21 protein-coding genes, 1 tRNA gene and 1 pseudogene are annotated in these 24335 nt (G+C 71.5%); 9 read left to right on the top strand and 14 right to left on the bottom strand.

The genetic code is table 11. The features are described 5' to 3' along the window. From KHP12_RS26520 to KHP12_RS26505, 4 genes are all read right to left on the bottom strand, one after another. On the bottom strand, nucleotides 1–501 hold the full coding sequence (locus KHP12_RS26520) for a copper chaperone PCu(A)C (RefSeq protein WP_244202525.1): 501 nt from the start codon (nucleotides 499–501) through the stop codon (nucleotides 1–3). Then, the gene (locus tag KHP12_RS26515; protein ID WP_037957501.1) at nucleotides 498–1157 is read right to left on the bottom strand and encodes an SCO family protein; all 660 of its coding nucleotides are present in this window, start codon (nucleotides 1155–1157) and stop codon (nucleotides 498–500) included. The genes KHP12_RS26520 and KHP12_RS26515 overlap by 4 nt, the downstream gene beginning before the upstream one ends. A gap of 144 nt (nucleotides 1158–1301) precedes the next feature. Further along, the gene (locus KHP12_RS26510; protein ID WP_372455231.1) at nucleotides 1302–2051 is read right to left on the bottom strand and encodes a YcnI family copper-binding membrane protein; all 750 of its coding nucleotides are present in this window, start codon (nucleotides 2049–2051) and stop codon (nucleotides 1302–1304) included. Nucleotides 2052–2147: 96 nt separating this feature from the next. Next, nucleotides 2148–2966 (bottom strand): hypothetical protein, encoded by an 819-nt coding sequence (locus KHP12_RS26505; protein ID WP_086879830.1) that lies wholly within the window; start codon nucleotides 2964–2966, stop codon nucleotides 2148–2150. A gap of 201 nt (nucleotides 2967–3167) precedes the next feature. Between KHP12_RS26505 and KHP12_RS26500 the strand changes: the two genes are divergently transcribed. Continuing rightward, nucleotides 3168–3671, top strand: coding sequence for an ATP-binding protein (locus KHP12_RS26500; protein WP_086879831.1), 504 nt, complete (start codon nucleotides 3168–3170; stop codon nucleotides 3669–3671). A gap of 40 nt (nucleotides 3672–3711) precedes the next feature. Here the strand turns inward: KHP12_RS26500 and pdxR are convergent, their stop codons facing one another. After that, a complete protein-coding gene (gene pdxR / locus KHP12_RS26495; RefSeq protein WP_210609530.1) occupies nucleotides 3712–5205 on the bottom strand; it encodes a MocR-like pyridoxine biosynthesis transcription factor PdxR in 1494 nt (497 codons plus the stop codon). Between the two features lie 47 nt (nucleotides 5206–5252). Between pdxR and KHP12_RS26490 the strand changes: the two genes are divergently transcribed. Then, entirely contained in the window at nucleotides 5253–5807 is a 555-nt protein-coding gene (locus tag KHP12_RS26490) for a carboxymuconolactone decarboxylase family protein (protein WP_211833843.1), read from the top strand. 78 nt (nucleotides 5808–5885) lie between these two features. On the opposite strand, the gene KHP12_RS26485 is transcribed toward KHP12_RS26490, so the two are convergent. Next, the gene (locus KHP12_RS26485) at nucleotides 5886–7382 is read right to left on the bottom strand and encodes an aminopeptidase P family protein (RefSeq protein WP_086885739.1); all 1497 of its coding nucleotides are present in this window, start codon (nucleotides 7380–7382) and stop codon (nucleotides 5886–5888) included. A 184-nt stretch (nucleotides 7383–7566) separates the two neighbouring features. After that, the gene (locus tag KHP12_RS26480; protein ID WP_308289510.1) at nucleotides 7567–9243 is read right to left on the bottom strand and encodes a GAF domain-containing SpoIIE family protein phosphatase; all 1677 of its coding nucleotides are present in this window, start codon (nucleotides 9241–9243) and stop codon (nucleotides 7567–7569) included. Nucleotides 9244–9848: 605 nt separating this feature from the next. On the opposite strand from KHP12_RS26480, the gene KHP12_RS26475 reads away from it, so the two are divergent. Continuing rightward, the gene (locus tag KHP12_RS26475) at nucleotides 9849–10523 is read left to right on the top strand and encodes a bifunctional DNA primase/polymerase (protein WP_164437258.1); all 675 of its coding nucleotides are present in this window, start codon (nucleotides 9849–9851) and stop codon (nucleotides 10521–10523) included. 444 nt (nucleotides 10524–10967) lie between these two features. On the opposite strand, the gene KHP12_RS26470 is transcribed toward KHP12_RS26475, so the two are convergent. From KHP12_RS26470 to KHP12_RS26460, 3 genes are all read right to left on the bottom strand, one after another. After that, nucleotides 10968–11936, bottom strand: coding sequence for a DUF5926 family protein (locus KHP12_RS26470; protein ID WP_086884326.1), 969 nt, complete (start codon nucleotides 11934–11936; stop codon nucleotides 10968–10970). Between the two features lie 159 nt (nucleotides 11937–12095). Beyond that, on the bottom strand, nucleotides 12096–12833 hold the full coding sequence (locus KHP12_RS53455) for an ATP-binding protein (RefSeq protein WP_372455230.1): 738 nt from the start codon (nucleotides 12831–12833) through the stop codon (nucleotides 12096–12098). 140 nt (nucleotides 12834–12973) lie between these two features. Next, a complete protein-coding gene (locus tag KHP12_RS26460) occupies nucleotides 12974–13807 on the bottom strand; it encodes a glycerophosphodiester phosphodiesterase (protein ID WP_051573491.1) in 834 nt (277 codons plus the stop codon). A gap of 231 nt (nucleotides 13808–14038) precedes the next feature. Between KHP12_RS26460 and KHP12_RS26455 the strand changes: the two genes are divergently transcribed. Both KHP12_RS26455 and KHP12_RS26450 read left to right on the top strand, forming a co-directional pair. After that, the gene (locus tag KHP12_RS26455; protein ID WP_210609526.1) at nucleotides 14039–15658 is read left to right on the top strand and encodes a S1C family serine protease; all 1620 of its coding nucleotides are present in this window, start codon (nucleotides 14039–14041) and stop codon (nucleotides 15656–15658) included. 39 nt (nucleotides 15659–15697) lie between these two features. Next, a tRNA-Ser gene (locus KHP12_RS26450) sits at nucleotides 15698–15784 on the top strand. A gap of 171 nt (nucleotides 15785–15955) precedes the next feature. Here the strand turns inward: KHP12_RS26450 and KHP12_RS26445 are convergent. After that, the gene (locus KHP12_RS26445) at nucleotides 15956–16840 is read right to left on the bottom strand and encodes an aldo/keto reductase (protein WP_086884725.1); all 885 of its coding nucleotides are present in this window, start codon (nucleotides 16838–16840) and stop codon (nucleotides 15956–15958) included. A 217-nt stretch (nucleotides 16841–17057) separates the two neighbouring features. Between KHP12_RS26445 and KHP12_RS26440 the strand changes: the two genes are divergently transcribed. Together KHP12_RS26440 and KHP12_RS26435 are read left to right on the top strand one after the other, a co-directional pair. Further along, on the top strand, nucleotides 17058–18056 hold the full coding sequence (locus KHP12_RS26440; protein WP_086884724.1) for a helix-turn-helix domain-containing protein: 999 nt from the start codon (nucleotides 17058–17060) through the stop codon (nucleotides 18054–18056). Between the two features lie 235 nt (nucleotides 18057–18291). Beyond that, nucleotides 18292–18801, top strand: a complete 510-nt coding sequence (locus KHP12_RS26435) for an SRPBCC family protein (RefSeq protein ID WP_167442698.1) — start codon at nucleotides 18292–18294, stop codon at nucleotides 18799–18801. A gap of 352 nt (nucleotides 18802–19153) precedes the next feature. On the opposite strand, the pseudogene KHP12_RS26430 reads toward KHP12_RS26435, so the two are convergent. Further along, nucleotides 19154–19555, bottom strand: a pseudogene (locus KHP12_RS26430) (hypothetical protein); the annotation flags it as partial. Between the two features lie 256 nt (nucleotides 19556–19811). Here KHP12_RS26430 and KHP12_RS26425 point away from each other — a divergent pair. Then, the gene (locus KHP12_RS26425; RefSeq protein ID WP_037957566.1) at nucleotides 19812–20147 is read left to right on the top strand and encodes a helix-turn-helix domain-containing protein; all 336 of its coding nucleotides are present in this window, start codon (nucleotides 19812–19814) and stop codon (nucleotides 20145–20147) included. 85 nt (nucleotides 20148–20232) lie between these two features. On the opposite strand, the gene KHP12_RS26420 is transcribed toward KHP12_RS26425, so the two are convergent. Together KHP12_RS26420 and KHP12_RS26415 are read right to left on the bottom strand one after the other, a co-directional pair. Next, the gene (locus KHP12_RS26420; RefSeq protein WP_086884722.1) at nucleotides 20233–21030 is read right to left on the bottom strand and encodes a hypothetical protein; all 798 of its coding nucleotides are present in this window, start codon (nucleotides 21028–21030) and stop codon (nucleotides 20233–20235) included. 429 nt (nucleotides 21031–21459) lie between these two features. Further along, complete coding sequence (locus tag KHP12_RS26415) at nucleotides 21460–22575, bottom strand: bifunctional DNA primase/polymerase (protein WP_210609524.1); 1116 nt, start codon at nucleotides 22573–22575, stop codon at nucleotides 21460–21462. Between the two features lie 737 nt (nucleotides 22576–23312). Here KHP12_RS26415 and KHP12_RS26410 point away from each other — a divergent pair. Further along, complete coding sequence (locus KHP12_RS26410; RefSeq protein ID WP_210609522.1) at nucleotides 23313–24317, top strand: bifunctional MaoC family dehydratase N-terminal/OB-fold nucleic acid binding domain-containing protein; 1005 nt, start codon at nucleotides 23313–23315, stop codon at nucleotides 24315–24317. Nucleotides 24318–24335 lie beyond the last annotated feature (18 nt).

Here is a 24335-nt window from a genome sequence, read left to right as displayed (position 1 = left end):
TCAGTCCTTGGGGCGGTACGTCGTCGGCTCGACCGGGACTTTGATCTCGATGGGGTCGGAGGTGGCGAAGTGAAGGGTGAAGCTGACCCTCTCACCGACCTTCGGCCGGTGGCTGAGATTTGTCAGCATCAGATGATCTCCGCCGCTGGCCAGCTGGAGCCGGCCGTCGGCCGGGACATCGAGCGAGCTCACCTGCTTCATCCGGTTGCCCTTGGTGGTGTGCAGGGTGACCTCGGAGGCGAGCGGGGTGGTGACGGACGTGAGCTCGTCGGCGCCGCCACCGGCGTTCCGTACGGCCAGGTAGCCCGCCGCCATGTCGTCCATGGGCGGCTGCGAGACATAGGCACCGCTCACGGACAGCTTCGGGGCGCTCTTGTGGCCCGCGTGGTCCCCGCTGTCTCCGCCGCCGTCCTCGCTCCCGCAGGCGGCGAGCGCGGCGGACAGGCCGACGGTGAGGACCACGGCGGCCGCCTTACGGATGCCGTGGCCCGCCGCCGTCACGGGTTCCGCCCCTCGACGATCTTCGGCAGGTCCTTGGCGTAACGATCCGCCGTGGCCTCCGTCGTGTAGATCCAGTGGCCCTTGTCGTCCTTGGGCGAGAAGCCGATCACCTCGGCGCCGTGGCTGACGGTGATGCTGCCGTCCTTCTCCTTCTTCGGCTTCTCGATGTAGATGCCCAGCGGCCGCGCGGCGGCCTCGATGGTGTTGAAGTCGCCGGTGAGGCCGACGAAATCGGTGCCGCCCTGGGCGTCCAGCCAGGAGCGGATCCGCTTGGGGGTGTCCCGGGCGGGGTCGGTGCTGACGAAGACGACCCGCAGCTTCTCCCGCTCGGCCTTGGGGAGCTTCTTCACGGCGATGCCGACGTTGCTCATGGTCAGCGGGCAGACGTCCGGGCAGTGGGTGTAGCCGAAGAAGAGCAGGGTGGGCCGGCCCTTGGTCTCCTTCAGCAGGTCGTACTTCTTGCCGTCGGTGCCGGTGAGGACGAGGTCCGGCTTGGCCTTCGCCTGGTCGAGGACGATGGCCTGCCCCGACCGCTGGCCGCCCTTGACCTCGGCGGCGGCGTTGTCGCCCTTGCCCCCGTCGTCCGAGCCGCCGCAGGCGCTGAGGGTGAGCGCGGCGGCGGCGACGAGCGCGGTGGCCAGGATTTTGGTGCGCATGGAGCTGTTCTCCAAAGAGGGAGGGGCGGATCGGTGGCGCGCGGGGGCGGCGGACGCGAGGGCCCGCCGCCCCGCCGGGATCACGTGGTCGGTTCAGGACCCGTGGTCACCGGCGGTACACGCATGCGGTGGAGTGGACGGCGGTCAGGCGGTACGGCGGCGGCTGGCGACCACGCCGAAGACGACACCGGCGGCGCCGATGACGATGCCCGCGATGCCCAGCACCCGGGCGGTGGTGTCGCTGCCGTTCTCGTCGTCCGAGGTGTCCTTGGAAGCGGAATTCTCCGCTCCGGCCTGCTTTGAGTCCTTGTCCTGGCCGGACGCCGCGGCGGCGCCATCGCCGTCCGAGCCCTCGGCGGGGGCGACCAGCTTGAGCACCGGAGCCGGGTTCTCGGGCTCGGCGGCGCCCTCCTTGGGCTCCTCGATCCAGCGCACGACCTCCTTGTTGTCGTACGTCTGGAGGGCCTTGAAGGCGAGCTGGTCGGCGTCGTCGGGCAGCTGGCCGACCGAGAGCGGAAACTGCTGGAACATCCCCGGCTCGATCTTGCCGCCGGTCCAGGTGACCTTGGTGACCGCCTCGCTGATCTTCTCGCCGTGCATCTCCATGGGCTTGGGGAGCTTGGACTTGGTGACCTTGACGTCCCAGCCGGGCACCGGCTGGGGCATCACCGAGGCGAGCGGGTGGTCGGCGGGAAGGGTCACCTCGAGCTTGACGGTGGAGGCGTCGTCGCGCTCGTTGGGCACCTTGAAGTTGATGGTGCTGTAGCCGCCCTTCTCGGCCTGGCCGGGCTGCACGCTCACGTGCGCGAGGGCAGGGCCCGCGGTGAGCAGCACCAGGCCGCCCGCGGTCAGGGCTCCGAGGACCGGCAGACGGCGGAGACGCATGGCGTTCATGTCAACACTCCAGGAACAGGAATGATCAGATGGGTGGGCGCGCGTGCGGCGACGTCACGGCCGCCCTCCGGTCCCGCTGGAGGAGCGTCGCGTCGGTCAGGCCGCGAGGTCGCAGACCGGCGGTCCCCGCCTGATCACGCTGTGCTGGAGGACGAGGGCCGTCGTCCCGCACTCGTCCCGCTCGGCCGTGCGCGGACGGCACGGCCCGCCGTAAGGCGCCTGCGCAGGGGCCAGGAGCACCCGTACGAGCCTCAGAGCGGCGCGCAGCGCCCGTACGAGCGCGGCCTCCGCGACTCCTCGGGCCCCGTCCACCGACAGCCGCACCGCCCGCCATACGGCCATCTCGCCCCGGCGCAGCAGCCAGCCGATGGCCAGCGCGGCGAGCAGATGGCCCAGGGCCATGGGCAGCGACGGCAGCAGGCTCTCCATCCCGGCCGCCTGCCCCGCCGGGGCGGTGGACGCCGGCATGGCGTGCGGGCCGCCGTGCGCGGCGGACGGGTCGATGCCCGCGTGGGTGACGATCCGATGGGCCGTCGCGGCGTCGAGCCGTCCGGGGCCCGACGCGCACAGCAGCCTGGCGGCCAGGCCGATCACATGGCCCTGGGCGGCGTCGGCCCGGTGGGCGGCCTCCTCGGCCGCCGCGGCCCGGTCCTGCCCGAGCGCGAAGAGCGCGTGCAGCGCCAGCTGCCCGACGGCCAGCACGGCCGCGATCCCGGGCAGCGACCGCTCCCGCCCGGCCAGGGACAGCGCCACGGTGAACATCGCCGCGCAGCCCACGCCCAGCGTCCACAGCGGCACGGTGGCGCAGGAACCCAGCACGTGCCCCGTCGCGGACAGCACGACGCAGACCGCGGTGAACACCGCGGCCCGCAGCATTCGCAGATCGGCGCCGGCACGGGCGACAGGGGAAGCCATGGCCGCGCCATCATCCCACTGGGTGGACGCGTTCCCTACGGCGGGTGGGGCGTACCGGCGCACACCGGGACAGGCCCATACACCGGTTCGCGCATCGAGCGCGTCCGCTGAATGAGCGGAGTCACGTCAATAACACGCTTACGGACCATGGACCCAGGCAATACGTAACGGTATGTCGAGCCGCGGCCGGGAGGCTGGAGCATGAGCATCTGGTGGTCACTCCATTTGCCCCGCGAGGCGGCGAGCGTTCCGCTCGCACGACGACTGCTCCTCGGCACCATGGAGACGGCCGGAGTGGATCCGGAGATCTCCTACGATCTGTCGGTCGCCCTCTCCGAGGCGTGTGCGAACGCGGTGGAGCACGGGGGTTGCGACGGCACGGGCGGGGATTATCGAGTCACGGCCTACATCGACGGCGACACCTGCCGTATCGAGGTCACCGATTCCGGTCCCGGCTTCGCCGGACGCGGCACCGTCCGCCACGAGGCCCGCACTCGGAACGAGCGGCGTCCGGCGGGCGCGCCGAGACCACAGCAGCCGCGCAGTCCGGCCCCGCCACAGGCGGAGCACGGACGGGGGCTCTTTCTCATCGAGGCCCTCACCGACCATGTCCGCTACCGCGACCGTCCGGGCCGCGGCGGGGTGGTGGTGAGCTTCGACAAGATTCTCAAGTGGCGTGAAGGAGCGCTTCTGAGAGCGTCATAACCGCCCCGACGTCAGGGAAGTCTGTCCGGGCGGCCCAACGTCAGGTGGTCGCCCCGGCCTCAGGGGCCGTCTGTTCGGGCGGCAGGGCGCGGCACAGCGCGTCCAGCGCCCCCGCGAACGCGTGCTCGGGCGGGGTCGCGTAGCCCACCACGAGCCCGTCGCGATGCGGTGTGGTGGCGTCCGGATGGCGGTAGCCGCCGAGGCCGTCGAGCGCCAGCCCCTGCCAGGCGGCGGCGCGCAGCGCGGCCCGCTCGGTGCCGGGCGGCAGCTCCAGCACCGCGTGCAGACCGGCCGCGATCCCCGAGACGCGGATATGGGGCGCGCGTTCGGCGAGGGCGGCGACGAGCTGATCCCGCCGACGGCGGTACTGCTGGCGCATACGGCGCACATGACGGTCGTACCCGCCCGATTCGATGAAGTCCGCGAGGGTCAGCTGGTCGAGGACGCCGGTCCATCCCTCGCGCTCCCCCTTGGCGGCCAGCAGGCCGTCGACCAGATGGTCCGGCAGCACCATCCAGCCCAGCCGCAGCGCCGGGGAGAGGCTCTTGCTGACCGAGCCGAGGTAGAGCACCCGGTCGGGGTCGAGGCCCTGGACGGCGCCCACCGGAGTGCGGTCGTAGCGGAATTCCCCGTCGTAGTCGTCCTCCAGCACGAGAGTGCCGCTCTCCCGCGCCCAGGCGACGGCCGCGGCCCGCCGCTCGGGGTGCAGCGGACCGCCGGTGGGGAACTGGTGGGCGGGGGTGAGCAGGGCCGCCCGTACGCCGTCGAGGTCGGCCAGTGCCTCCGTAAGGGCGCCATCGGCGTCCAGGGGGAGCGGGACCGTACGGATCCCGGCGGATCTCAGCAGCGAGCGGTGGAAGTCCAGGCCGTAGGACTCGACGGCCATCCGGGGCCGCAGCAGCCGGGTGCCGCTCAGCAGCCGCACCGCGTGCGCGAAACCCGCGCAGACGACGATCCGTTCGCAGTCGGTGCGTACGCCGCGGACGCGGGCGAGGTAGTCGGCCAGGGCGCGGCGCAGCTCCGGGCGGCCGCGCGGATCGCCGGGGCCGAACGCCTCGTGGGGCGCGGCGGTCAGGGCGCGGCGGGCCGAGGCGAGCCAGGCGGTGCGGGGGAAGGAGGCGGCGTCCGGCTGGCCCTGGAGCAGGTTGTGCACCGGGTGCGGGGCCGGCCGGGGCCCGCGGCGGCCGCCGGTCGCCACGGACGGCCGCCCGCCGCGCTCCCGGCCGGGAGCGCGCCGCCGGGGCGGGGGCGATGCGGGGCGGGGCGCCACCCGGGTCCCGGACCCCTGGCGGGCGGTGAGCCAGCCCTCGGCGACCAGCTCGGCGTAGGCGTCGGCGACCGTGTTCCGGGCGATGCCCAGGTCGGCGGCGAGGGAACGGTAAGGCGGCAGCCGGGTGTCCGGGGCGAGCCGCCCGTCGCGGATGGCCGCGCGCAGCGCGGCCATCAGGGCGGTTCTGCGGCTGCCCGCGCGGGTCAGCTCCAGATGGAGGTCACTGCCGAGGATCTCCGCCGAATTGACCCATGAATCCGCCATGGAAATGCACCCTACAGAGGGTCGCTTCGCGGCCTAATTTCATTCTCATGACGACTTCGACACCGACACAGACGGCGACCATACAGACGGCCCCGACGACGGAGGCGACGGCACAGACCGCGACGGCGACACAGACCGCGACGACGGCGCGGCAGACGACCGGGCGGGTCGACTTCGCGAAGGCCGCCCCCAAGGCGTTCAAGGCGCTGATCAACCTGGACGCGGCCGCCCGCGAGGGCCTGGACCCGGCCCTGGTGGAGCTGGTGCAGATCCGTTCCTCCCAGCTCAACCACTGCGCCTACTGCCTCCATATGCACACCACCGACGCCCATGAGGCGGGCGAGAGCAAGGAGCGCATCGCCCTGGTGGGGGTCTGGGAGGAGGCCGGGGAGGCCGGGTTCTACACCGAGAAGGAGCAGGCCGCCCTGGCGCTCACCGAGGCGGTCACGCTGCTGCCCGGCGGCGTCCCGGACGAGGTCTACCAGCGGGCCGCCCGGCACTTCGGGGAGCGGGAGCTGGCCCAGCTCATCGCCCTCATCTTCACCATCAACTCCTGGAACAGGATCGCGGTGACCACCCGCAAGGTGCCGGGGCGGAACTGAGCGCGCGTGGGGAGCGGCGCCGCCGCTCCCCACGGGACCCACACGATCGGGTGATGAGCCGCCGCCGGATGGCCGTCCTCAGCCGGTGAGGCGGGCCATCCACGCCTCGACGTCATCGGCGGTACGCGGCAGCGCGGCCGACAGCACGCGGTTGCCGTCCTCCGTCACCAGGATGTCGTCCTCGATCCGGACGCCGATGCCCCGGTACTCCTCCGGCACGGTCAGGTCGTCGGGCTGGAAGTACAGCCCCGGCTCGACCGTGAGGCACATACCGGGCTCCAGGGTGCCGTCCACATAGGTCTCGGTGCGGGCCGCGGCGCAGTCGTGGACGTCCATGCCGAGCATGTGGCCGGTGCCGTGCAGCGTCCAGCGGCGCTGTAGCCCCAGCTCCAGCACCCGCTCCACCGGGCCCTCGACCAGGCCCCACTCGACGAGCTTGGTGGCGAGGACGTGCTGGGCGGCGTCGTGGAAGTCGCGGTACTTCGCACCCGGCCGGACCGCGGCGATGCCCGCCTCCTGGGCCTCGTAGACCGCCTCGTAGACCTTGCGCTGAAGCGGGCTGTAGGTGCCGTTCACCGGCAGGGTGCGGGTCACATCGGCGGTGTAGAGGGTGGTGGTCTCCACGCCCGCGTCCAGCAGGAGCAGATCGCCGGAGCGCACCGGGCCGTCGTTGCGCACCCAGTGCAGCGTGGTGGCGTGCGGGCCTGCGGCGGCGATGGTGCCGTAGCCGACGTCGTTGCCCTCGACCCGGGCCCGAAGGAAGAACGTTCCTTCGATATAGCGCTCCGATGTCGCCCGCGCCTTGTCCAGAACCTTGACGACGTCCTCGAAGCCGCGGACCGTCGAGTCGACGGCCGCCTGTAGCTGCCCGATCTCGAACTCGTCCTTGACCAGGCGCTGCTCGCTGAGGAAGACCCGCAGCTCCTCGTCGCGCTCACCGGTGACCTTGTCGGTCAGGGCGGCCTCCAGCCCGGCGTCGTGACCGCGCACGATACGGACCGGGCCGGTGGCGTCCCGGAGCTCGTCGGCCAGCTTGCGGACGTCCCTGGCGGGCAGGCCCAGCCGCTTCTCGGCCTCCGTGAGGCTGAGCCGGCGGCCGACCCACAGCTCGCCCTGGCCGTCCAGCCAGAACTCGCCGTTCTCCCGGTCGGAGCGCGGCAGCAGATAGAGCGTCGCGGTGTGGCCGCCGCCCGCCTCGGGCTCCAGCACCAGGACGCCGTCCTCGGTCTGGTCGCCGGTGAGGTACGCGTACTCGGTCGAGGCGCGGAAGCTGTAGTCCGTGTCGTTGGAGCGCGTGCGGAGATTGCCCGCGGGGACGACCAGGCGGTCGCCCGGGAAGCGCGCGGAGAGCGCGGCGCGGCGTCGGGCGGTGTGCGGAGCCTGCGCGAGGGGCTCCAGGTCGTGCTGCTCGGTGTCCGCCCAGCCGGACTGCATGTTCGCGGCGAGCTCGTCGGAAACGCCTGGGTACAGGCCGTTCTTCCGCTGCTTGATGGGCTCCTCGCCTTCCGGGGTCTCCGGGGCTTCGGAAGTGGGCTCCTCGGTCACGTCTTCCTCCTCGAACTGGACCCCTCCCATCGTATGTGCGGGGCCAGACGGCGGGGAGGGCCCGAGGCGCCGGGCGACCACGGCTCCAGCGGGGGCGTGGTCGCGCTCGAGCCGCGGCCGCGAGCACCCGTGAGTGTCCGTAAGGAGGCCACGGCGCCCGTAAGGAGGCCGCGGTGTCCGTAAGGGGGCACAGTGTCCGTAAGGGGGCCAGGCGTCAGTCGAAGTGCGCCACGAGCAGGACGAGGTCATCGGTGCCGTCCGCCGAGGGCTGCCCCACGGAGGCCGCCGGACCGTCGGGAAGCACCGTACGGAGCACATGGTCGGCGAAGGCGTCCGGGTCGCCGCGGACGCCCTTGGGAGCGCTCGCCGCGGCCGTGTGCAGCCGGGCGAAGGCCCGGTCCATCGGCTCCCCGGTGCGGTGGAGCAGCCCGTCGCTGTAGAAGAGGAGGGTCTCTCCGGAGGACGGTGCGACCTCCACGCTGGGCGCCTCCCAGCACGAGAGCATCCCCAGCGGCGCGGACAGAGTGGTCTCCACGAACTCGGTGCGCCGCTCCCCGGTGAGCAGCGGCGGACAGTGCCCGGCCCCGGCCAGCACCACCTTGCGCGTGCCGGGCTCGCAATAGGCGAAGAGAGCGGTCGCCGAGCGGGCGGGCTCGGTGAGCCGCAGCAGCAGCTCCAGGTCGGACAGCACGGCGACCGGGTCCTCGCCCTCCATCACCGCGTATGCCCGCAGCGAGGCCCGCAGCCGCCCCATCGCGACCACGGCGCTCGGCCCGGAGCCGGAGACACCGCCCACCGAGAGCCCGAGCGCCCCGTCCGGCAGCGGCAGCGCGTCGTACCAGTCCCCGCCGCCGCGCGGGCCGGGGTGGTGGCGGACGGCCAGGCGCACCCCGGGGACGCGGGGCAGCCGGGTGGGCAGCAGCTCCTCCTGGACGGTCGTGACGGCGGCGCGGGCACGGGAGAGCTCGATCAGCCGGGCGATGTGGGCGGCGGCGTACTGGCAGTACAGACCCACGAGATGGCGCTGGCGCTCCGCGGGCTCGGCGGGTTCGTCGTAGAGCCAGGCGGCTCCGCCGAGCCGCCCGGAGGGGCCGTCGGCGCCCATGGCGGCCGAAAGGCCGGACGAGGGCGCGGTGGCCGGTGCGGTATCGCGCCCCTGGCCGGTGCCGGGGACGCTCGGGGCGTCGGCGACGCTCGTCGTTCCGGCGACGCTCGTCGTTCCGGCGACGCTCGTCGTTTCGGAGCCGGGGACGCCGGGGACGCCGGGGACGCCGGGGGCCGGGTGGTCGCCCGCGTCCGCCGGGGAGCCGGTGCCGGTGCCGGACCCGTCCGCGCCGGGGGCGGGCGCGGGGATGGCGGAAAGGCCGGGTGTGGTGCACGGGGTGGCGCGGAACGGGTCCAGCGGCACGGCGTAGCTCGCGGAGAAGCCCAGCCGCGCGGCCACCTCGCGATGGCGCGGGTCGAGGTCGGCCTCACTGGCGATATCGGGGTGGGTCACATCGGCGCGCCGCTCGCCGCCCGCCTCGGGCAGCCCGTCCAGGAGATGGCCGGCGGAGGCGGAGCCGCGCGGGATGGTCTCGATCTGGCCGAGGTCGGCGTGGCCGAGACCGAGCCCCACGGTGATCACCGGGCCGAGCCCGTCGGCCGGTTCGAGCGCCACCAGTCCGCGCCGGGCGCCGACCAGGGACGCGCCCGCGCGCAGCAGTTCGCGCAGCGCCTCGTCGAGGGAGCCGGTCCGGACCAGCCGCTCGGTGAGCTCATGAAGGGTGGTGAGGTCCGAGACCCAGCTCGCGAGCCGGTCCTGGACGCCGGAGTTGGGCGCGGCCAGGGGCGGTGTGACGGGGTCGGCAGTTTGCGTGGGCGAGGGGAGGGAAGGATCGATTCCAGCCACTTTCGGCGCGTGGGGCGCGTTCATGGCCCACTGCCTTCACCCGCCGGGTCCGGCTCGCTCAATAGCATCGCAAACCCCCTGTCGTGCTGCGCCGCTACTGTGCCGCTACTGTCTCCAGATGTACACGGAGCGCAGATGCGATGTCCAGCATTGTCCCGGTGGTCTTGTTGGTGTCTGGGGGGAATTGAACTTGGCCGAAAAAAAGCCATTAGGCTGTCCCTTCGAGGTCGACTGACGTCGTTCGACAGCGCGTCGTCTCCACCGCGGCGGGTACACATCGGAGAGGGGCAGGGGCAGTTCGGATCGCCCCGGAACCCCGCGGCCGGTCCAGGCGTCATAGACCACAACGGCCGCGCCCCATCCCCGAGTGGCGAGGAAGGCACCAACCGGACGGCAAGCGCCATGCGCGCGCCACCCCTCGCCACGTTCCACGCTCGGCCTGCGGCGTGATGCGCTTCCTTGTACGCGCAGTGACTTGTGATCCACCTGCTGTGACGGGCCGAACGATGCCGGACAGCGCCACGTAAGTCCAAGTGAAGTGCCATCTGAAGTGCGATGTAGTGCGACGGACAGCCCTCGGCGTTAACGGAAAGGAACGAGCGCTCATGCGCGAGATCCTCGGAAGGCGACGCAAGTTCTCGCTGCGGCGCGGCGCGCGGTCGCCGCTGCTGCGCGCGGCGCTCACCTGCGCCACCGAGTGGCAGTGGCCCGTGGTCCCTGGCGTCGGGCTCCGGTCCGGCGGCGGACGGCCGCGCGTATGCGGCTGCCCCGACCCGGAATGTGCGGTTCCGGGTGGACATCCGTTCGACCCTGTTCTCCTCGCCGCCACCACGGACGAGCGCATGGTGCGCTGGTGGTGGGGCAACCGGCCCTCGGCGCCCCTCCTGCTGGCCACCGGCGGCCACGCGCCCTGCGCGGTGAGCCTGCCCGCGGTCGCCGGGGCGCGGGCGCTGACGGTCTTCGACCGGGCGGGCGTACGGCTCGGCCCGGTGGTCGCCACGCCCACCCGCTGGTCGCTGCTGGTGGAGCCGTACTCCCTCGAAGACCTCGGCGAGCTGCTGAACCAGCAGGACTGGGTGCCCAGCTCGCTGCGGTTCCACGGCGAGGGCGGCTATGTGGTGCTGCCGCCGTCGCAGACCGGCTCCGGGCGGGTGCGCTGGGAGCGGCCGCCGCTGCGCCGCTCCGGGCGGCCCTGGCTGCCCCAGGTGGCCACGGTGGTGAATGCCTTGGTCGAGGCCAGCACCAGCGCGCCCGACGGAGGCAGCCGGCTCGCCTACTGAGGCGGGCCCCGGGTGCGGGGGTTCGGGGGCCGCTGAGCGCGGCGGACCGCTGAGCGCGACGCTCGCGGGTGTGTGAGGGCTCGGAGGCCCGGGTGTATGAGGGCTCGGAGGCCGGGGAGGCGACTTCCTGGGCTCCGGGCCCGTACTTCTTCCCGCGAGGGCCAGTGCCGCGCCCCGTGGGCCCGGGAGCAACTTCCTTGCCGCCGCGGGCATTTGGTCCGTACCTGCCCTGCCGTCCCGCGCCGCCGTCCGGACGCGGACATGGAAGCGCCCGGTCGCTGGCGACGGGGGATGCACCAGCGACCGGGCTTTTAGAACCGTAACAAGAGATCGGCCGATAGCAAATTCGATCGCGGATTTCCGGACGTCGATTTGCAGGGCGTAACAGTGAGTTGTGAGCGGCGTCACGTGCCCCCGCGGCGCCCTCCGGCCGTCCGGGGGACGTCAGCTCAGCGTCACCTGACGGTTGGTGAGACCGCCCCGGGCGCGCCGCTGCTCAGGCGTCAGCGGGGCGTCGGAGGCGAGCGCCTCCGCGAGCCGTTCGGCGAGGTCCACGGCCGGCTTCTCGGTGTCCTCGGCGGTCATCCCGCGTGGCAGATCCCACACCGGCACCGTGAGCCCATGGGCCCGGAAGGAGCCCACCAGCCGGGTGTTCTCGCCGAGCGAGGAGGCACCCGTGGCGTGCAGCCGGGCGAGCGCGTCCAGCAGCTTCTCCTCGGGGTGGGACATCACCCAGCGCAGGTGGTTCTTCTCCGGCGTCTCGCACCAGTAGGCCGCCTCCACGCCGGTGAGCCGGGCGGTGGGGATCGCGGCCGCGTTGGCCCGTTCCAGGGACGCGGCGACCTCTCCGGTCGCGTTCGCGGCGTCCTCGAGCCAGAACTCGAACCCCTCGTGCAGAGTCGGCGAGAAAGTGCCCTTCGGGTCGAGCAGATCCTGGAGCCGCGGACCGTCGCCCGGAGCCCGCTCGGCGGCCACCGGGGTGCCCGGCTCGGCGGTCAGCGCGCGGCGCAGGGTGTCGGCCAGGTCGCGGCTGATGTCGCCGGAGGGCGTGTCGTTCTGGAGGCCGAGCAGCACGGTGCCGTTGTCGCGGCGCAGCGCGGGCCACGCCATGGGCAGCACGGTCGCCAGGGTGACCGACGGAACCCCCTCGGGCAGCCCTTCGGCGAGGGTCAGTTCGACGGTCGCGGCGGGCACCAGCTCGCGCAGGGCCACCCAGTCGCATTCGCCGGGGAGTCCCTCGAAGGGGCGCTGCACCAGCTCGGTGACGGCGTGTGCGGCTTCCCTGCCGTGACAGGCTTTGTAGCGACGGCCCGAGCCGCACGGGCAGGGCTCCCGCGCGCCCACCACAGGGATCTCGCCGTTGGCGACCCGTGGGCCTGTGGCCTTCGTCTGGGGGCGGCGCTTCTTGGCCATGGTAAGGCTGTCTCCCGATCGTGCGGCTCAGGGCTTGCTCGTGCGCCCGTGACGGTCTGCGTACGGCCGCGGCGATGCTCTCCTTACGGCGCGTACGACTGGTACGGGCGCGAGCCTAGCCCTTTGGCCGAACCGCGTCGGCTCCCTGCGCCGCGTCGGCTACGCGAGCTCGTCCAGATCGGCGAAGTCCAGCTCGCGATCGAAATCGGGGTCGATGTTCGCGTCGATATTCGATCCGAGGCCGGGGGTCAGATTCGAGCCGAGGCCGGGCCCCAGGTCGCCGTCGAGATCCGAGCCGAGATCCGAGCCGAGGTTCGGGCCGAGATCCGAGCTGAGGTTCGAGCCGAGACCGGCCTCGAGATGCGCGTCGAGGCCCGGACGCAACCCGGAGGCCAGCTCCGCACCCAGGGTGGGGCTCACCTCGGGGGAGAGATCCGAGGGAATCGTGACGCGGCGGGCGAATTCGTCATCGGGCGGGAGAAGAGCCCATACGGTGACTTCGCCGATCTCGTCCCGCACGCCCCATTCCTCGGCCAGCGACATGATGATGTTCAGCCCGCGGCCACCGCGTGCGGTCACCGATGGGTTGGCCGGAAGTGGCCTTGTGGGTCCGCCGCCATCCGTCACCTCGACCGTCAGCCGGTCGTCCTCGTCGACGGTCCATGCAGCCCGGACCGTGCCGCCACCATGGTCGGAACGCCAAGGGCGGCCATGTCGCCATGCATTGCTGAGCAGTTCTGAAAGGATCAATACAGCGTCGTCTATGACCGAATCCGATACCCCAGTCCTGCCCAAATCGATACGCATCCGCTGTCTTGCCGCGCGGACGCCCGCAGGACCATGGGGTACGGCCATGGTCGACGACTTCGGCACCTGCCGTGCCACCACCAACGCCACCCCCGAGACCTCCTTAGCCCCACGCCACGGGTTGAATGCCCCGCGGTGCTGGAGCGGAAACCGGCCAAGTGGCATCGCGTGACGCACTCGTCACGATCGAATACGTACCGAACGCGCCGGTGTACGCCTTGTAATGCCCATTATGAGCGTCCGAGTTGGGACAGTACCTGTTTGGGGCGATTGGTGATCAGCGCGTCAACGCCCAGACGGACGCACAATTCGACGTCCTCCGGTTCGTCGACGGTCCAGACGTGCACTCGGTGCCCCTCGCGCTGTAGCCGCGCCACATAGCCGGGGTGGTTCCGTACGATCCGGATGCTCGGCCCCGCGATCCGCACCCCGGGCGGCAGCTGCCCGTCCCGGTGGCGCGGCAGTATGAACTGCATCAGGTAGACGGTGGGGATGGCGGGGGCTCCGCTGCGGATCCGGTGCAGGGAGCGCGCTGAGAAGCTCATCACACGGATGGGTGAACGTTCGCCGGGTGGTGGCGCGTCCAGGCCGAAGCGTCGCAGCAGCCCGAGCAGCCGGTCCTCCACCTGGCCCGCCCACCGGGTGGGATGCTTGGTTTCGATCGCCAGTTCGATTCGGCGTCCCGCGTCCGCGACGAACCCCAGGAGCCGTTCCAGGGTGAGGACGGAGGTGCTGTCCCGGCTGTCGCGGTCCGGCTCCTCCCTGTCGGTGGCCCGGCCCTTCCAGGAGCCGAAGTCCAGAGTCGCCAGATCGGACAGCTCCAGCGCCGAGACCGCGCCCCGGCCGTTGGAGGTGCGGTCGATGCGGCGGTCGTGCACACAGACGAGATGGCCGTCGGCGGTCAGCCGGACATCGCACTCCAGGGCGTCGGCACCATCCTCGATTGCCTTACGGTAGGCGGCCAGGGTGTGCTCCGGGGCATCCTCGGAGGCCCCGCGGTGAGCGACGACGGAGACGATGTGCGGTCCGGGGTGGCCGTCCCGGGCAGGGCGCGCATAGGTCACCGCGTTATGGTGCCACCGCCCGGTGTGAGCCGTTGGACTCGGCCCCTCCGTTCGTTCGCACGGAATGGCGGTAGGGCGAATTGTCCGGGATAAAGGGTGGTAGCCAGCGGGGCTGTCGCTCCTTACGGCGGTCTGACGCGCTGTGGGAAAAGCTGACGACGGTAAGACGTAACGGTTAAGACGTACACGCAGGCCGTCGAGGAAATCTGTCGTGCACCTGAGGAGAGAGCTGTGAGCACCGAGAACGAGGGCTCTGCCGTTCCGCCCGCGCCCGGGCCGCATCCGGCCCCTCCGGCGCCGCACCCGAACCCGGCGGTGCCGCCAGCGCCGGACTACGAGCCCACCGCGGGCGCCGCACCGGACGGGCCCATAGGCGCGCCCGACGCCGCGGGGTCACCGGGAGCCCCCGGGCCCGCGCCGTCGGCCATGCCGTCCGCCCAGCCCCCGTCGACGCCCCCGCCCGCGCCACCGGCCGCTCCCGCGGCCGTCTCGGCGTCGGCCGGCGCGGGCGACGGGTCCGGCGGCGGTGCGCCCGGCGCCCCGGGCCCCGGTTCGGGCCCCGGCCCGGACGCCGGGCAGTCCGGCGCGTGGTGGTCGGCCGAGGGCGGAGCGCCGCACGGCGGCCAGGGCGACGGACAGGGCGGGCAGGGAGGCCCCGGGGGCCCGGGCGGCCCGGGCGGACCGTGGGGGACCGCTCCCGTGCCGCCGTCCTCCGGCCCCTTCGAGCGCAAGCCCCGCGGGCTGGTCGCCGCTGTGCTCGCCGCCGTCCTGGTCGCGGGCGGCATCGGCGGAGGCATCGGCTTCTGGGCCGCCGACCGGGAGAGCGACAGCGGCGACACCACCACCGTCTCCGCCTACGGCAACCCCAAGACGGAGAGCCGCGCGCCCGGCTCGGTCTCCAGCATCGCCAACAAGACGCTGCCCAGCGTCGTCACCATCGAGGCGCAGGGCAACAACGGTGAGAGCGGCACCGGCACCGGCTTCGTCTACGACAAGCAGGGCCACATCCTCACCAACAACCACGTCGTCGCCTCGGCCGCCGACAACGGCAAGCTGACCGCCACCTTCTCCAACGGCAAGCGGTACACCGCCCAGGTCGTCGGCCGCGCCCAGGGCTACGACGTCGCCGTGGTCAAGCTCAAGAACGCCGCGGACGCCAAGCTGGACCCGCTCCCGCTCGGCAACTCCGACCGGGTCGCCGTGGGCGACGCCACCGTCGCCATCGGCGCCCCCTTCGGCCTCTCCGGCACCGTCACCACCGGCATCGTGAGCGCCAAGAACCGCCCCGTCGCCTCCAGCGACGGAGGCGGCGGCAACGCCTCGTACATGAGCGCCCTCCAGACCGACGCCTCCATCAACCCGGGCAACTCCGGCGGCCCCCTGCTCAACGCGGACGGCGGCGTCATCGGCATCAACTCCGCCATCCAGTCCGCCGGCAACGGCAGCGGCCTCGGCGAGTCCCAGCAGTCCGGCAGCATCGGCCTCGGCTTCGCGATCCCGATCAACCAGGCCAGGAACGTCGCCGAGCAACTGATCAAGACGGGCCAGCCCGTCTACCCGGTCATCGAGGCCACGGTCAACATGAAGGACTCCACCAGCGGCGCCACCATCGCCTCCAACGGCTCCGGCGGCAGCCCCGCCATCGTCCCCGGCGGCCCGGCAGACAAGGCCGGCCTCAAGTCCGGCGACGTGATCACCAAGCTCGACGACACGGTCATCGACAGCGGCCCCACCCTCATCAGCGAGATCTGGACCCACCAGCCCGGCGACAAGGTCACCCTCACCTACAAGCGCGGCGGCAAGGTGTCCAAGGTGGACGTCACCCTGGGGAAGCGCAAGGGCGACAGCTGACGCGCTAGGCTGATCCCCGCGCCATCACGAACGGCGCGGGGAGGCTTGCCCGAGCGGCCTAAGGGAACGGTCTTGAAAACCGTCGTGGCAGCGATGTCACCGAGGGTTCAAATCCCTCAGCCTCCGCCGAGGTCAGCGAACTAGCTGGTCAGAAGGGGTGCCCCCGGTTCGGGGCGCCCCTTCTGTATGGCCGCTGTCTCGCCTTGTCTCGCCTGTATCCCAGGTTTGACCAGTGCGTATGGGCCATATGGGGGTCGGCGTCCGGCCGGCAGCCGTCGCTCAGTTCCTGTGCGGTGATCAGCCGGCCAGGGCGTCGAGTTCCGCGATCTGTTGCGGGCTCAGCCGGACGGTTGCCGCGGCGACGTTCTCTTCGAGGTGAGCCATTGAGGCGGTGCCGGGGATGGGTACCAGGTTTTCGGAGTGGGCCAGTTGCCAGGCGAGCGCGATCTGGGCCGGTGTGGCGCCGGTCTGTGCGGCGATGGCGTCGAGGGGACCGCCGGGTTGGGCGAGCGCGCCGATGTCGAGGGGGAACCAGGAGATGAAGGGGATGCCTTCACGCGTGCAGTAGTCGAGCACGTTCTCGTGTTTGCGGGTCGTGACGCTGTACTGGTTCTGGACGGAGGCGATGTCGACGATCTGGCGGGCGGCGACGATCTGGTCGACCGTGACCTCGTTGAGGCCGATCGCGGCGATCTTGCCCTCGTCCTTGAGTTCCCTCATCACGCCGATCTGATCCTCGAACGGGACGGCGGGGTCGACCTGGTGCAGCTGGTACAGGTCGATGTGGTCGACGCCCAGGCGGCGCAGGCTCAGTGCGCATTCCTGCCGCAGGTATTCCGGGCGGCCTAGCGTGGCGTAGGAGCCGGGGCCGGATTGCGTCTGGCCGCCCTTGGTGGTGATCAGCACATGCGCCGGATAGGGGTGCAACGCCGCGCGGATGATCTCCTCGCTGACGTGGGGCCCGTAGACGCTGGCGGTGTCGATGAAGTCGACGCCCAGCTCGATCACGCGCCTCATGAGCTGGATGAACGGGCCGCGGTCGGCGGGCTCGCCCCAGACGCCGGGGCCGGTCAGGCGCATGGCTCCGAAGCCGAGCCGGTGGACGGTCTTCCCGGCGATCTCGATCGTCCTGGACACGATGCCGTCGCCGGTGCTCGCGTGATCGGAAGAGTGCAGGTCCATGTTTCCCTTTTCTTCTCCGGTTCTTACCGGCTCTTTCTGGTTCTTTCCCGGTGGTGCCGGACGGTTCGGCATCGCCCCTTTTCCGAACGTAGGATGCCCGGCCGACGGCCCACTTGGACGACAGCGTCATAGGATCGGAAGATCTGTGCCACCCGGTGGCGCCGTAGCAGCGAGCACGAAACGCGTGTGACGCGAGGGTGAGGAGTGTGGCCCGCCGATGACCAGCGCGGGGCAGCAGGCGGACGAGTCACGTGGCGCGTTCTTCTTGGACACCACGGCCCGGCGTGCCGCACGGCAGGGATTCGACGCCTTCCTGGACGCGTGGGAGACGCAGATCGGCGATGATTTCCCGCTGCCTGCCTTCAGCCCGGCCATGGCCGGTGACTACCGGGTCAGGACCCGTGCCGCCCGGGTGCGCGACGTGGCGATCGTCCACGCCCACAGTGAGTCGGCGATGCGGACCGCGGATGTGCCGCACGGCGTTGAGGACCGGGTACGGATGTACGTCGTGCGGCGCGGCTCGTGGACGTTGGGTGGCTCGCGGGACCATGGCGAACAGACCGTGTCGGCCGGGCAGTTCCTGCTCCGGCATGTCGGACGGTCGACGCCGTTCGAGACGGTGCCGCACACGGCGGCGATGGTCACGGTGCTGCCCGCGCCCCCGCTGGTGCCGCTGCTCGGGAACCGGATGGTGATCGGGGCGGCGGACGCGGCCGAGGTACGGCTGCTGGTGGCCCACGCCAAAATGGTCAACACCACGGTGAACGATCTCGGCCCGGCCGGCGTGCGGGCCGCCCACAGCACCTTGATCGAGTTGACCAAAGCGGTGGCCGGGGGCCGGTTCGACGACGCGGAGCCACTGCTGGCGCCCGCGCTGGCCCAGGCCGCGAAGGATCTCGCCCAGCGCCGGCTCGCCGATCCCGAGCTGTCGCCGGCGATGCTGGCCCGTGAGCTCCACGTCTCGGTGCGCACCCTGCACAGGGCGTTCGCCGCGGGGGGAGAGTCCGTGGCCGCGTATATCCGGCACCGGCGGTTGGAAGAGGCGCGGCTCGCCCTGACCTCGCCGTCCAACGGCGTGAGCATCACCGAACTCGCCGCCCACTGGCAGTTCGCGGACAGCAGCCATCTCACGCGGGCCTTCAAAGCGCACTACGGCCAGACCCCCACCGAATACGCCCGCTCCACCGACCCGGCCGGCAGGCACCCGCGGTCGTAACCGTGATCGAGGGCTCGGTTCAGCTAGTCGGGTGTCGCTGGCGAGGTGGCGAAGAAGTGGTCCCCCGCGGCGATGGCCGCGGCGAACCGCTGGGGCACTCTCCAGTCGGGCCGGGAAGGTCCGCACGGCGGGGTGTCCTTGGCCGGGGCTGCTGTGGGGGCTTTCTGGGCCGGAGGGGCTGCGATGAGTTTTCGGCGTCTGGTCGGTCTGCCCTCGTATGGATCATGATTTCGGCGTGACTGGCGCCCGTGCGGAGGTCGAACTATCCGTCGACGCGACGGTGGACCAGCTCTGGGAGGCGATCACAGACCTCTCGCGGATCGGTGACTGGAGCCCGGAGTGCACCTACGCGGGCTGGCTGGACGGCTGGCGCGAACCAGCGGTCGGAGCGCGCTTCGAGGCCCGCAACCGGTTCCCCAACGGGCTTGTCACCCAGGTCGTATGCGTGGTCGTCGCGGCGGACCGGCCGTACTCGTTCGGCTGGAGGGTGTTCGGGGGCTCCCCGGGAACCGAGGAGCATTTCGCCACCTGGACTTACGATCTACGGCCCGGTGCACGGCAGGTTCAGACAGTGGTCCGTCAGTCGTTCATCCATGGACCGGGTGACAGCGGAGCCCGCGCGGCGGTGCGGGCCGACCCTGAGAACGCCGCGGCGCTCCTGCAAGGACGGCTGGACCAACTCCGGCGCAACATGACAGCGACGATCGAGGCGATGGCCCGCGACATCCGAAGCCGGAGCATATGAGCACCTGCTCCCCGGCTCGCGTGCGCGTAGCTGTCAGAAGGGGTGCCCATGGTTCAAGGGGCACCCCTCCACGGAGCAGTCCGCTCCCGTACCCCGGGCGTCAGGAGATGGAGACGCTGGTGCCGAACTCGAAGACGCTGGACTCGTTCGGCCGGACCTGACCGATCGCGAGCCCCTGGCAGTTCGGGAGGTTATAGACCGTGGCGACCTGGTCGGTGTTGTTGGTCACGATCATGGGCCAGACGTTCGTCGTGTAGCAGCCGCTGGGGTTGGTGTGGGTGGCCAGGCCGACGGTCAGGGTGCCCTCGGCGGCCGCGGCCGCTCCCACCGGCGACAGGGCGAGGGAGAACTCGTGCGGCACCACGACGATCTGGTATGCGTCCTCGTAGACGACCCTCCCCGGATTCGACGACCGGATCATCCGGCACTCGATGCCATGAGCGGCAAGGATCTCCAGGTAGCCGTCCACCCGCTTGATCAGGTCCTGGGACGTGGGCTTGAACCAGGCCGCCGCGCCGGGGTGGAGCTCGTGGTCGTAGACCGTCGGATCCACGGTCGAGGGATCTGGATAGGCCGCGTTGTACCAGTCATTGTTGGCCCGTCGGAAGCGTTCCTGCTCAGCGCTCAGCTTTCCGTTTCGTGCCAGGCCGTTGACCAGGCCGAACACCCCGGAGAAGTGGCCGCGCTCGTTCCGGACCGGGCTCTGGAAGCGTACGTAGGGGGCTTCGTCAACGAGTTCCCTTGCTTCGTCGATCTGCACGGTGCGGATGGTAGAGGCGGGGGACGGGGGCCGTCGTCCGTTCGGTGGGACTGGTGAGTGGGCAGATCTGGCCGAAAAGCTGCGGGTGGGGTGTTGGGGCAGGTCAGGGCCATGGGATCGGCTGTTTGGGGGGTCGGTGATGGGTGGGAAGGCGGGAAGTGGGCTTTTAGTTGTAGCTAAAGGTGGGAAGCTCTGAGTGAGGGCGTTCGAAGCCCGAGGTCGGCACCATGCGCAGGGAGGTTGATTGAGCGTGCCGTGGAAGAGCAAAGGTGCGAAGGCGGAGGCCGCCGACCACTCGGGGGCGCGGTTGGCGCGTCAGGCGACGGTGGAGGTGGCCGGGTTGCTGGGCAAACGTGGCATGAGCCGCACTGACCTCGCCCGGCTCATGGACGTCAGCCCGGGGAGAGTGAGCCAAATCCTGTCCGGGGACGAGAATCTGACGCTGCGCAGCCTCGCTGCCGTGGCCGACGCGCTGGAGCTGGACATCAAGATCAGTTTTGTGGAGCCCAAGGAGGACGCGGCTCGGCGGCCGCATGGGCTGCATGGGCTTGGCGATGGTTCCGATGCCTTTGTCTACGCTCCTTGAAGGCATCGAGGTGCGTGGGGCGCGCGGGGTGCGGGCGGTGCGTCCCTGACGGGCGTCGTCGTGGCGTGCGGTGTGCGGCGTCACGTCAGGGGTGCGAGGTGCCCGTCGTGGCGAGGGGGCGTACCGCCAGTGCCTCGTCCCGTAGCCGCGCGAGTTCGCGGTCGCCGCTCCGCTTCCCGGTGCGGTAGCCGAACTCCAGCATGCGTACGCAGGCGTCCATGGCCATCGCCAGGGTCTGACGGCGGTCCTCCGACTCCTCCCGGGTCGGGGCGTGCAGCTCCGGCGGGAACTCCTGGACCTCGCGCTGCCGGCATTTCGCCTCGATGTCGGCCTCGACCTTGGCCGCGTCGTCCAGGAGCTGTTCCACCTCCTCGTACAGGGTGTTGATCGTCGTCCTGTCCTTGGTGGCGGGGGTGCAGCCGCGCAGGTGGAGGCGGGCCTCGAAGGCGAACATGCGCAGCTGGGCCACGTTCTCGAAGTCCCTGACCAGGCGGTGGCAGTGGAGGTACATGTCGTGGACCAGCCGCCGCTCCAGCTCGCTCAGCAGCACCGCGATGCCCAGCGTGATCACGGCCACGAAGGGCGGTGTGGACTGCTGGTTCTGCTGCTGACGGACGCGAGGCGCCAGGGCCCCGCCCGCGGCGGCAGCGGCCACGGCGGGTGGCACATCGGCGGCGTGCGGCAACAGCAGGGCGATGGTGAGCAGCGCCGCCGCGCAGGTGCAGGCGATGATTCCGCAGCACAGCGACGCGGACCTTACGGTCCCCAGCAAACGGCCCTTGTCGGCGAAACGGTGGACCAGTGAGATCCACGTGACCAGCGCGCAGACACCTATGGGTAACGCGGCGTCCGCGAACCACCCCTGTGCGTAGAGCTCGTGCAATGCTCCCCCCTGATCGCGCCTCGGTGCCGGTGCGCCGGAGGCGGTCGGCCGGTCACCGGGCGCCGGTCACGGAGCACCGGTGCCGAAGCGCCGGTCACCGGGCACCGATCGCGGGGAGAGCGGGAATCCCTTACTGTCCGCCTCGGGGGCGGAAGCACCGGCGAGTGGGCGTGTGGCTCCTGCGCCGTTCGGTCGCCGCGCCGCCTGGTTCCTACGCGTTTCGGTCCCTGCGCCTTCCGGTTGCTGCGCCTTCCGGCTCCTGTGCGGAGCGCCTCGTCGCGTGGTCACGATAGTGCTCCTCGTTCCCGTAGCGCACGGGTCACCGTCCGTGTACCGCTGGATCGCGCCGCCTCTGGCGTCCTGCGATACGTCTGGCGCCTCTGCTCCGTTCATCCCGCCCAGGGGTCATACCGGGCATCAGGCCAGGCGTCAGGCACACGCGTCCGGGGGCTCCTCGTCCGGGGGCTGGAGGTGGCGGGCGGCGCTGCGGGCCGCGGAGGCGACGGTGGCGCGGGCCTCGCGCGGGGGCAGGTCGGTGTCGAGCGCGGCCTCGATCAGGGCGGGGGCCAACTCCGGCCCCGCGCCCGCCTCGTAGGCGCGGCAGGCGGCCCAGAACAGCCGGCCGTTGCGCTGGCCCTCCCGTGAGGCGCGGACGAACCGTACGAGCCCCTCCAGGGCCGCCGGATGCGGATCGGCGAACGGCGGGCCGGGGCGGTACGAGCGGGGCGGGGCCGGGCGCGGGGGCGTGAGCAGGCGCAACAGGGCGGACGGTACGGGGGCCGGGGCCCAGGCGGGGGAGCCGGGTGCGAGGCGATAGCTGCCGTGCGAGGCGTAGGAGCCGGGGCCGACCAGATAGCCGCCCAGTCCACGGATGTCGATGCCGGGGGCCAGACGGCCGGCGGAGTTGGGGACGGCGAGTCCGGGCGGGCCGCACAGCCACAGATGGCGGCCGCCGCTCGGGGTGAGCACGGTGACCGTACGGGGGATGGCGAAGGCGTGCTCGCGGGCCAGCCGGGCGAGGGCGGCCAGACCGTTCGTGCCGTCCTTACGGTTTCCATCGGGACTCCCGGCCGCCTCGGTCGCCCCGGCCGCCTCGGTCGCCCCGGCGGTTCCGGGCCTCTCGGGCCTCTCGGCTCTCTTGGCCGTCCCGGTCCTCTTCGGCCTCTCGGCCCGACCGTCCGTGTCGCCCGCTCCCCCGGGCCCCTGGGGCCTGCCGGGGGCTCCCGGCTCACCGGGCCGCACGCCCCTGAGGTCGAGGTCGATGCCGATGAGGTGGTACGGGGCGCATCCGCAGGCGATGCCGTAGCCGGTGGCCCAGGGGGCGGCGGCGAACAGGGCGCGGATCGCGTCCGGGTCCGCCGAGGCGTCATGGACCCCGTGGCCCAGCCGCCCGCATTCGCCATGGCACGGCAGCGGCGCGGGGTCGTGGTGGTGCGGGGAGCGCACGGCGGGCAGCTTCGCGCGGGTCAGCGGGATCACGCGGAAACCGTGGGCCGCGGCGGTCAGGGCGTGGGCAAGAGCATGGGCGAGTGAGGGGTTCGCCATGTCACTCATTTTCGGACAAGTGTTCGGTAATGGGAAGAGGGCCCGGCAAGTCGCCGAGGATGGCCGAAATTGTGCGGAACGGAATCTCTCGTAAGGCTCGCCCTATGGCCGGGTGGGGCGGTGCGCGGGGCGCACCGGTGCGACGCGCGGAGTGGGGGTGCATGGGGTGTTTAAAACAGGTTCATCATGCTTGCGTGGTAATTCCAGTGGCCCGCGCGCATCGTCCGGGAATCGGTGGGCAACTCTGCTTTCGCGGCCCCTTCCGAGCATCGGGGAGGCCGCGGGAGTCGGAGAGTCGGAGGATCGGAGGAATTGAGATGGCGGACATCCGGACGGGCCCTGGTCGCACCTTCGCCGCGTCACCGTTCTCCGCGTCCGGGCCGTTCTCCGTGTCCAGCGTGGGGCGCGGCTGCTGGGATCTGACCCGCTCGCACGGGGGCAGGTCACCGCCATCGCGAGCCCCCGCCCCCGCGAGCGCCCGTAGGGGAAACACGGGGAACGCGGGGCGCGGGGAATGCGGGAACGCGGAAGCGGTGCGATGTCCGATCGATCTGAGCGAGCTGTGGTGATTCATTGAGCGAAACGGGACGGGTGAGGTCGTACGGTCGCGCGATGGCGTAGCAACGCCATCGCGCGACCGTGCGTCATGCCGTGCTTCAGCGTTGTTCTTGACAGCGTCGATTTATCTGACGGATAGTCAGATTGCTTTCTACGGCAGACATGCGGCAGGGGAAGCGATGACGCGTGATGACCTGGACGTTGACCCGGACGAGCTGTACGGACGGCTGAAGGCGTACGAGGGGCGGACGGCCGCGAGCGGCGGCGTGGGCAGGGACCCCGTCAACGAGCCCATGATCAGGCACTGGTGCGAGGCGATGGGTGACACCAACCCCGCGTATCCGGCTGTCGCACCGCCCACGATGCTCCAAGCGTGGACGATGGGCGGGCTGGCCGGGCACCCCGGCGGTTCGGCCCGCTCCGAGGCGTACGACGAGCTGCTGGCGTTGCTCGACGACGCGGGTTGCACCTCGGTGGTGGCCACCGACTGCGAGCAGGAGTACCTGCGGCCGCTGCGCCCCGGCGACCTGGTCACCTTCGACGCGGTCATCGAGTCGGTGTCACCGCGCAAGACCACCAAGCTGGGCACCGGGTACTTCGTCACCACCCGCATGAACGTCCGCGCCGGTGACAGGGGCGGGGACGGGGACGGGGACAGGGCCGGGGCTGGGGAACTGGTCGGCACCCACCGCTTCCGCATCCTCAAGTACGCACCGGCGCGGCCCAAGAAAGCGGCGGAGCCGGAGCCGGAACCGACGCGAAAGCCGGAACCGGCCGCCGACCGTCCCCGCCGCCCTCGCCCCGTCATCAACCGCGACAACGCCGGTTTCTGGGAGGGCGTCGCCCGGCATCAGCTGCTCATCCAGCGCTGCCTGGACTGCGCCACCCCGCGCTTCCCCTGGCTGCCGGGGTGCGGGGCGTGCGGCTCCCAGCGGTGGGAGGCGTTCGAGGCGTCCGGCGCCGGCACGGTGTTCAGCTATGTGGTCATGCACCATCCGCCCTTCCCCGCCTTCGACCCGCCCTACGCGGTGGCCCTGGTCGAGCTCGCGGAGGGCGTGCGGATGGTCAGCGACATCACCGGGGTGCCGTACGACAAGGTGCGCATCGGCATGCCCGTCGAGCTGGAGTTCCTGCGCGTGGACGAGGAGCTGGAGCTACCGGTGTTCCGGGGCGCGGAGGCGTAACCGATGATGCGAGGAGGC

Source organism: Streptomyces asiaticus, from assembly GCF_018138715.1.
Lineage (GTDB): Bacteria > Actinomycetota > Actinomycetes > Streptomycetales > Streptomycetaceae > Streptomyces > Streptomyces asiaticus.
This window is presented reverse-complemented; position numbering and strand designations above follow the sequence as displayed.

Excerpts from the sequence above, each read along its gene's own strand:
- KHP12_RS26410 (WP_210609522.1), top strand. The coding sequence starts at position 23,313 with ATGACGCGTGATGACCTGGACGTTGACCCGGACGAGCTGTACGGACGG.
- KHP12_RS26415 (WP_210609524.1), bottom strand. The coding sequence starts at position 22,575 with ATGGCGAACCCCTCACTCGCCCATGCTCTTGCCCACGCCCTGACCGCC.
- KHP12_RS26445 (WP_086884725.1), bottom strand. The coding sequence starts at position 16,840 with ATGGACCTGCACTCTTCCGATCACGCGAGCACCGGCGACGGCATCGTG.
- KHP12_RS26515 (WP_037957501.1), bottom strand. The coding sequence starts at position 1,157 with ATGCGCACCAAAATCCTGGCCACCGCGCTCGTCGCCGCCGCCGCGCTC.
- KHP12_RS26440 (WP_086884724.1), top strand. The coding sequence starts at position 17,058 with ATGACCAGCGCGGGGCAGCAGGCGGACGAGTCACGTGGCGCGTTCTTC.
- KHP12_RS26475 (WP_164437258.1), top strand. The coding sequence starts at position 9,849 with ATGCGCGAGATCCTCGGAAGGCGACGCAAGTTCTCGCTGCGGCGCGGC.
- pdxR (WP_210609530.1), bottom strand. The coding sequence starts at position 5,205 with ATGGCGGATTCATGGGTCAATTCGGCGGAGATCCTCGGCAGTGACCTC.
- KHP12_RS26470 (WP_086884326.1), bottom strand. The coding sequence starts at position 11,936 with ATGGCCAAGAAGCGCCGCCCCCAGACGAAGGCCACAGGCCCACGGGTC.
- KHP12_RS26490 (WP_211833843.1), top strand. The coding sequence starts at position 5,253 with ATGACGACTTCGACACCGACACAGACGGCGACCATACAGACGGCCCCG.
- KHP12_RS26510 (WP_372455231.1), bottom strand. The coding sequence starts at position 2,051 with ATGAACGCCATGCGTCTCCGCCGTCTGCCGGTCCTCGGAGCCCTGACC.
- KHP12_RS26485 (WP_086885739.1), bottom strand. The coding sequence starts at position 7,382 with ATGGGAGGGGTCCAGTTCGAGGAGGAAGACGTGACCGAGGAGCCCACT.
- KHP12_RS26500 (WP_086879831.1), top strand. The coding sequence starts at position 3,168 with ATGAGCATCTGGTGGTCACTCCATTTGCCCCGCGAGGCGGCGAGCGTT.
- KHP12_RS26505 (WP_086879830.1), bottom strand. The coding sequence starts at position 2,966 with ATGGCTTCCCCTGTCGCCCGTGCCGGCGCCGATCTGCGAATGCTGCGG.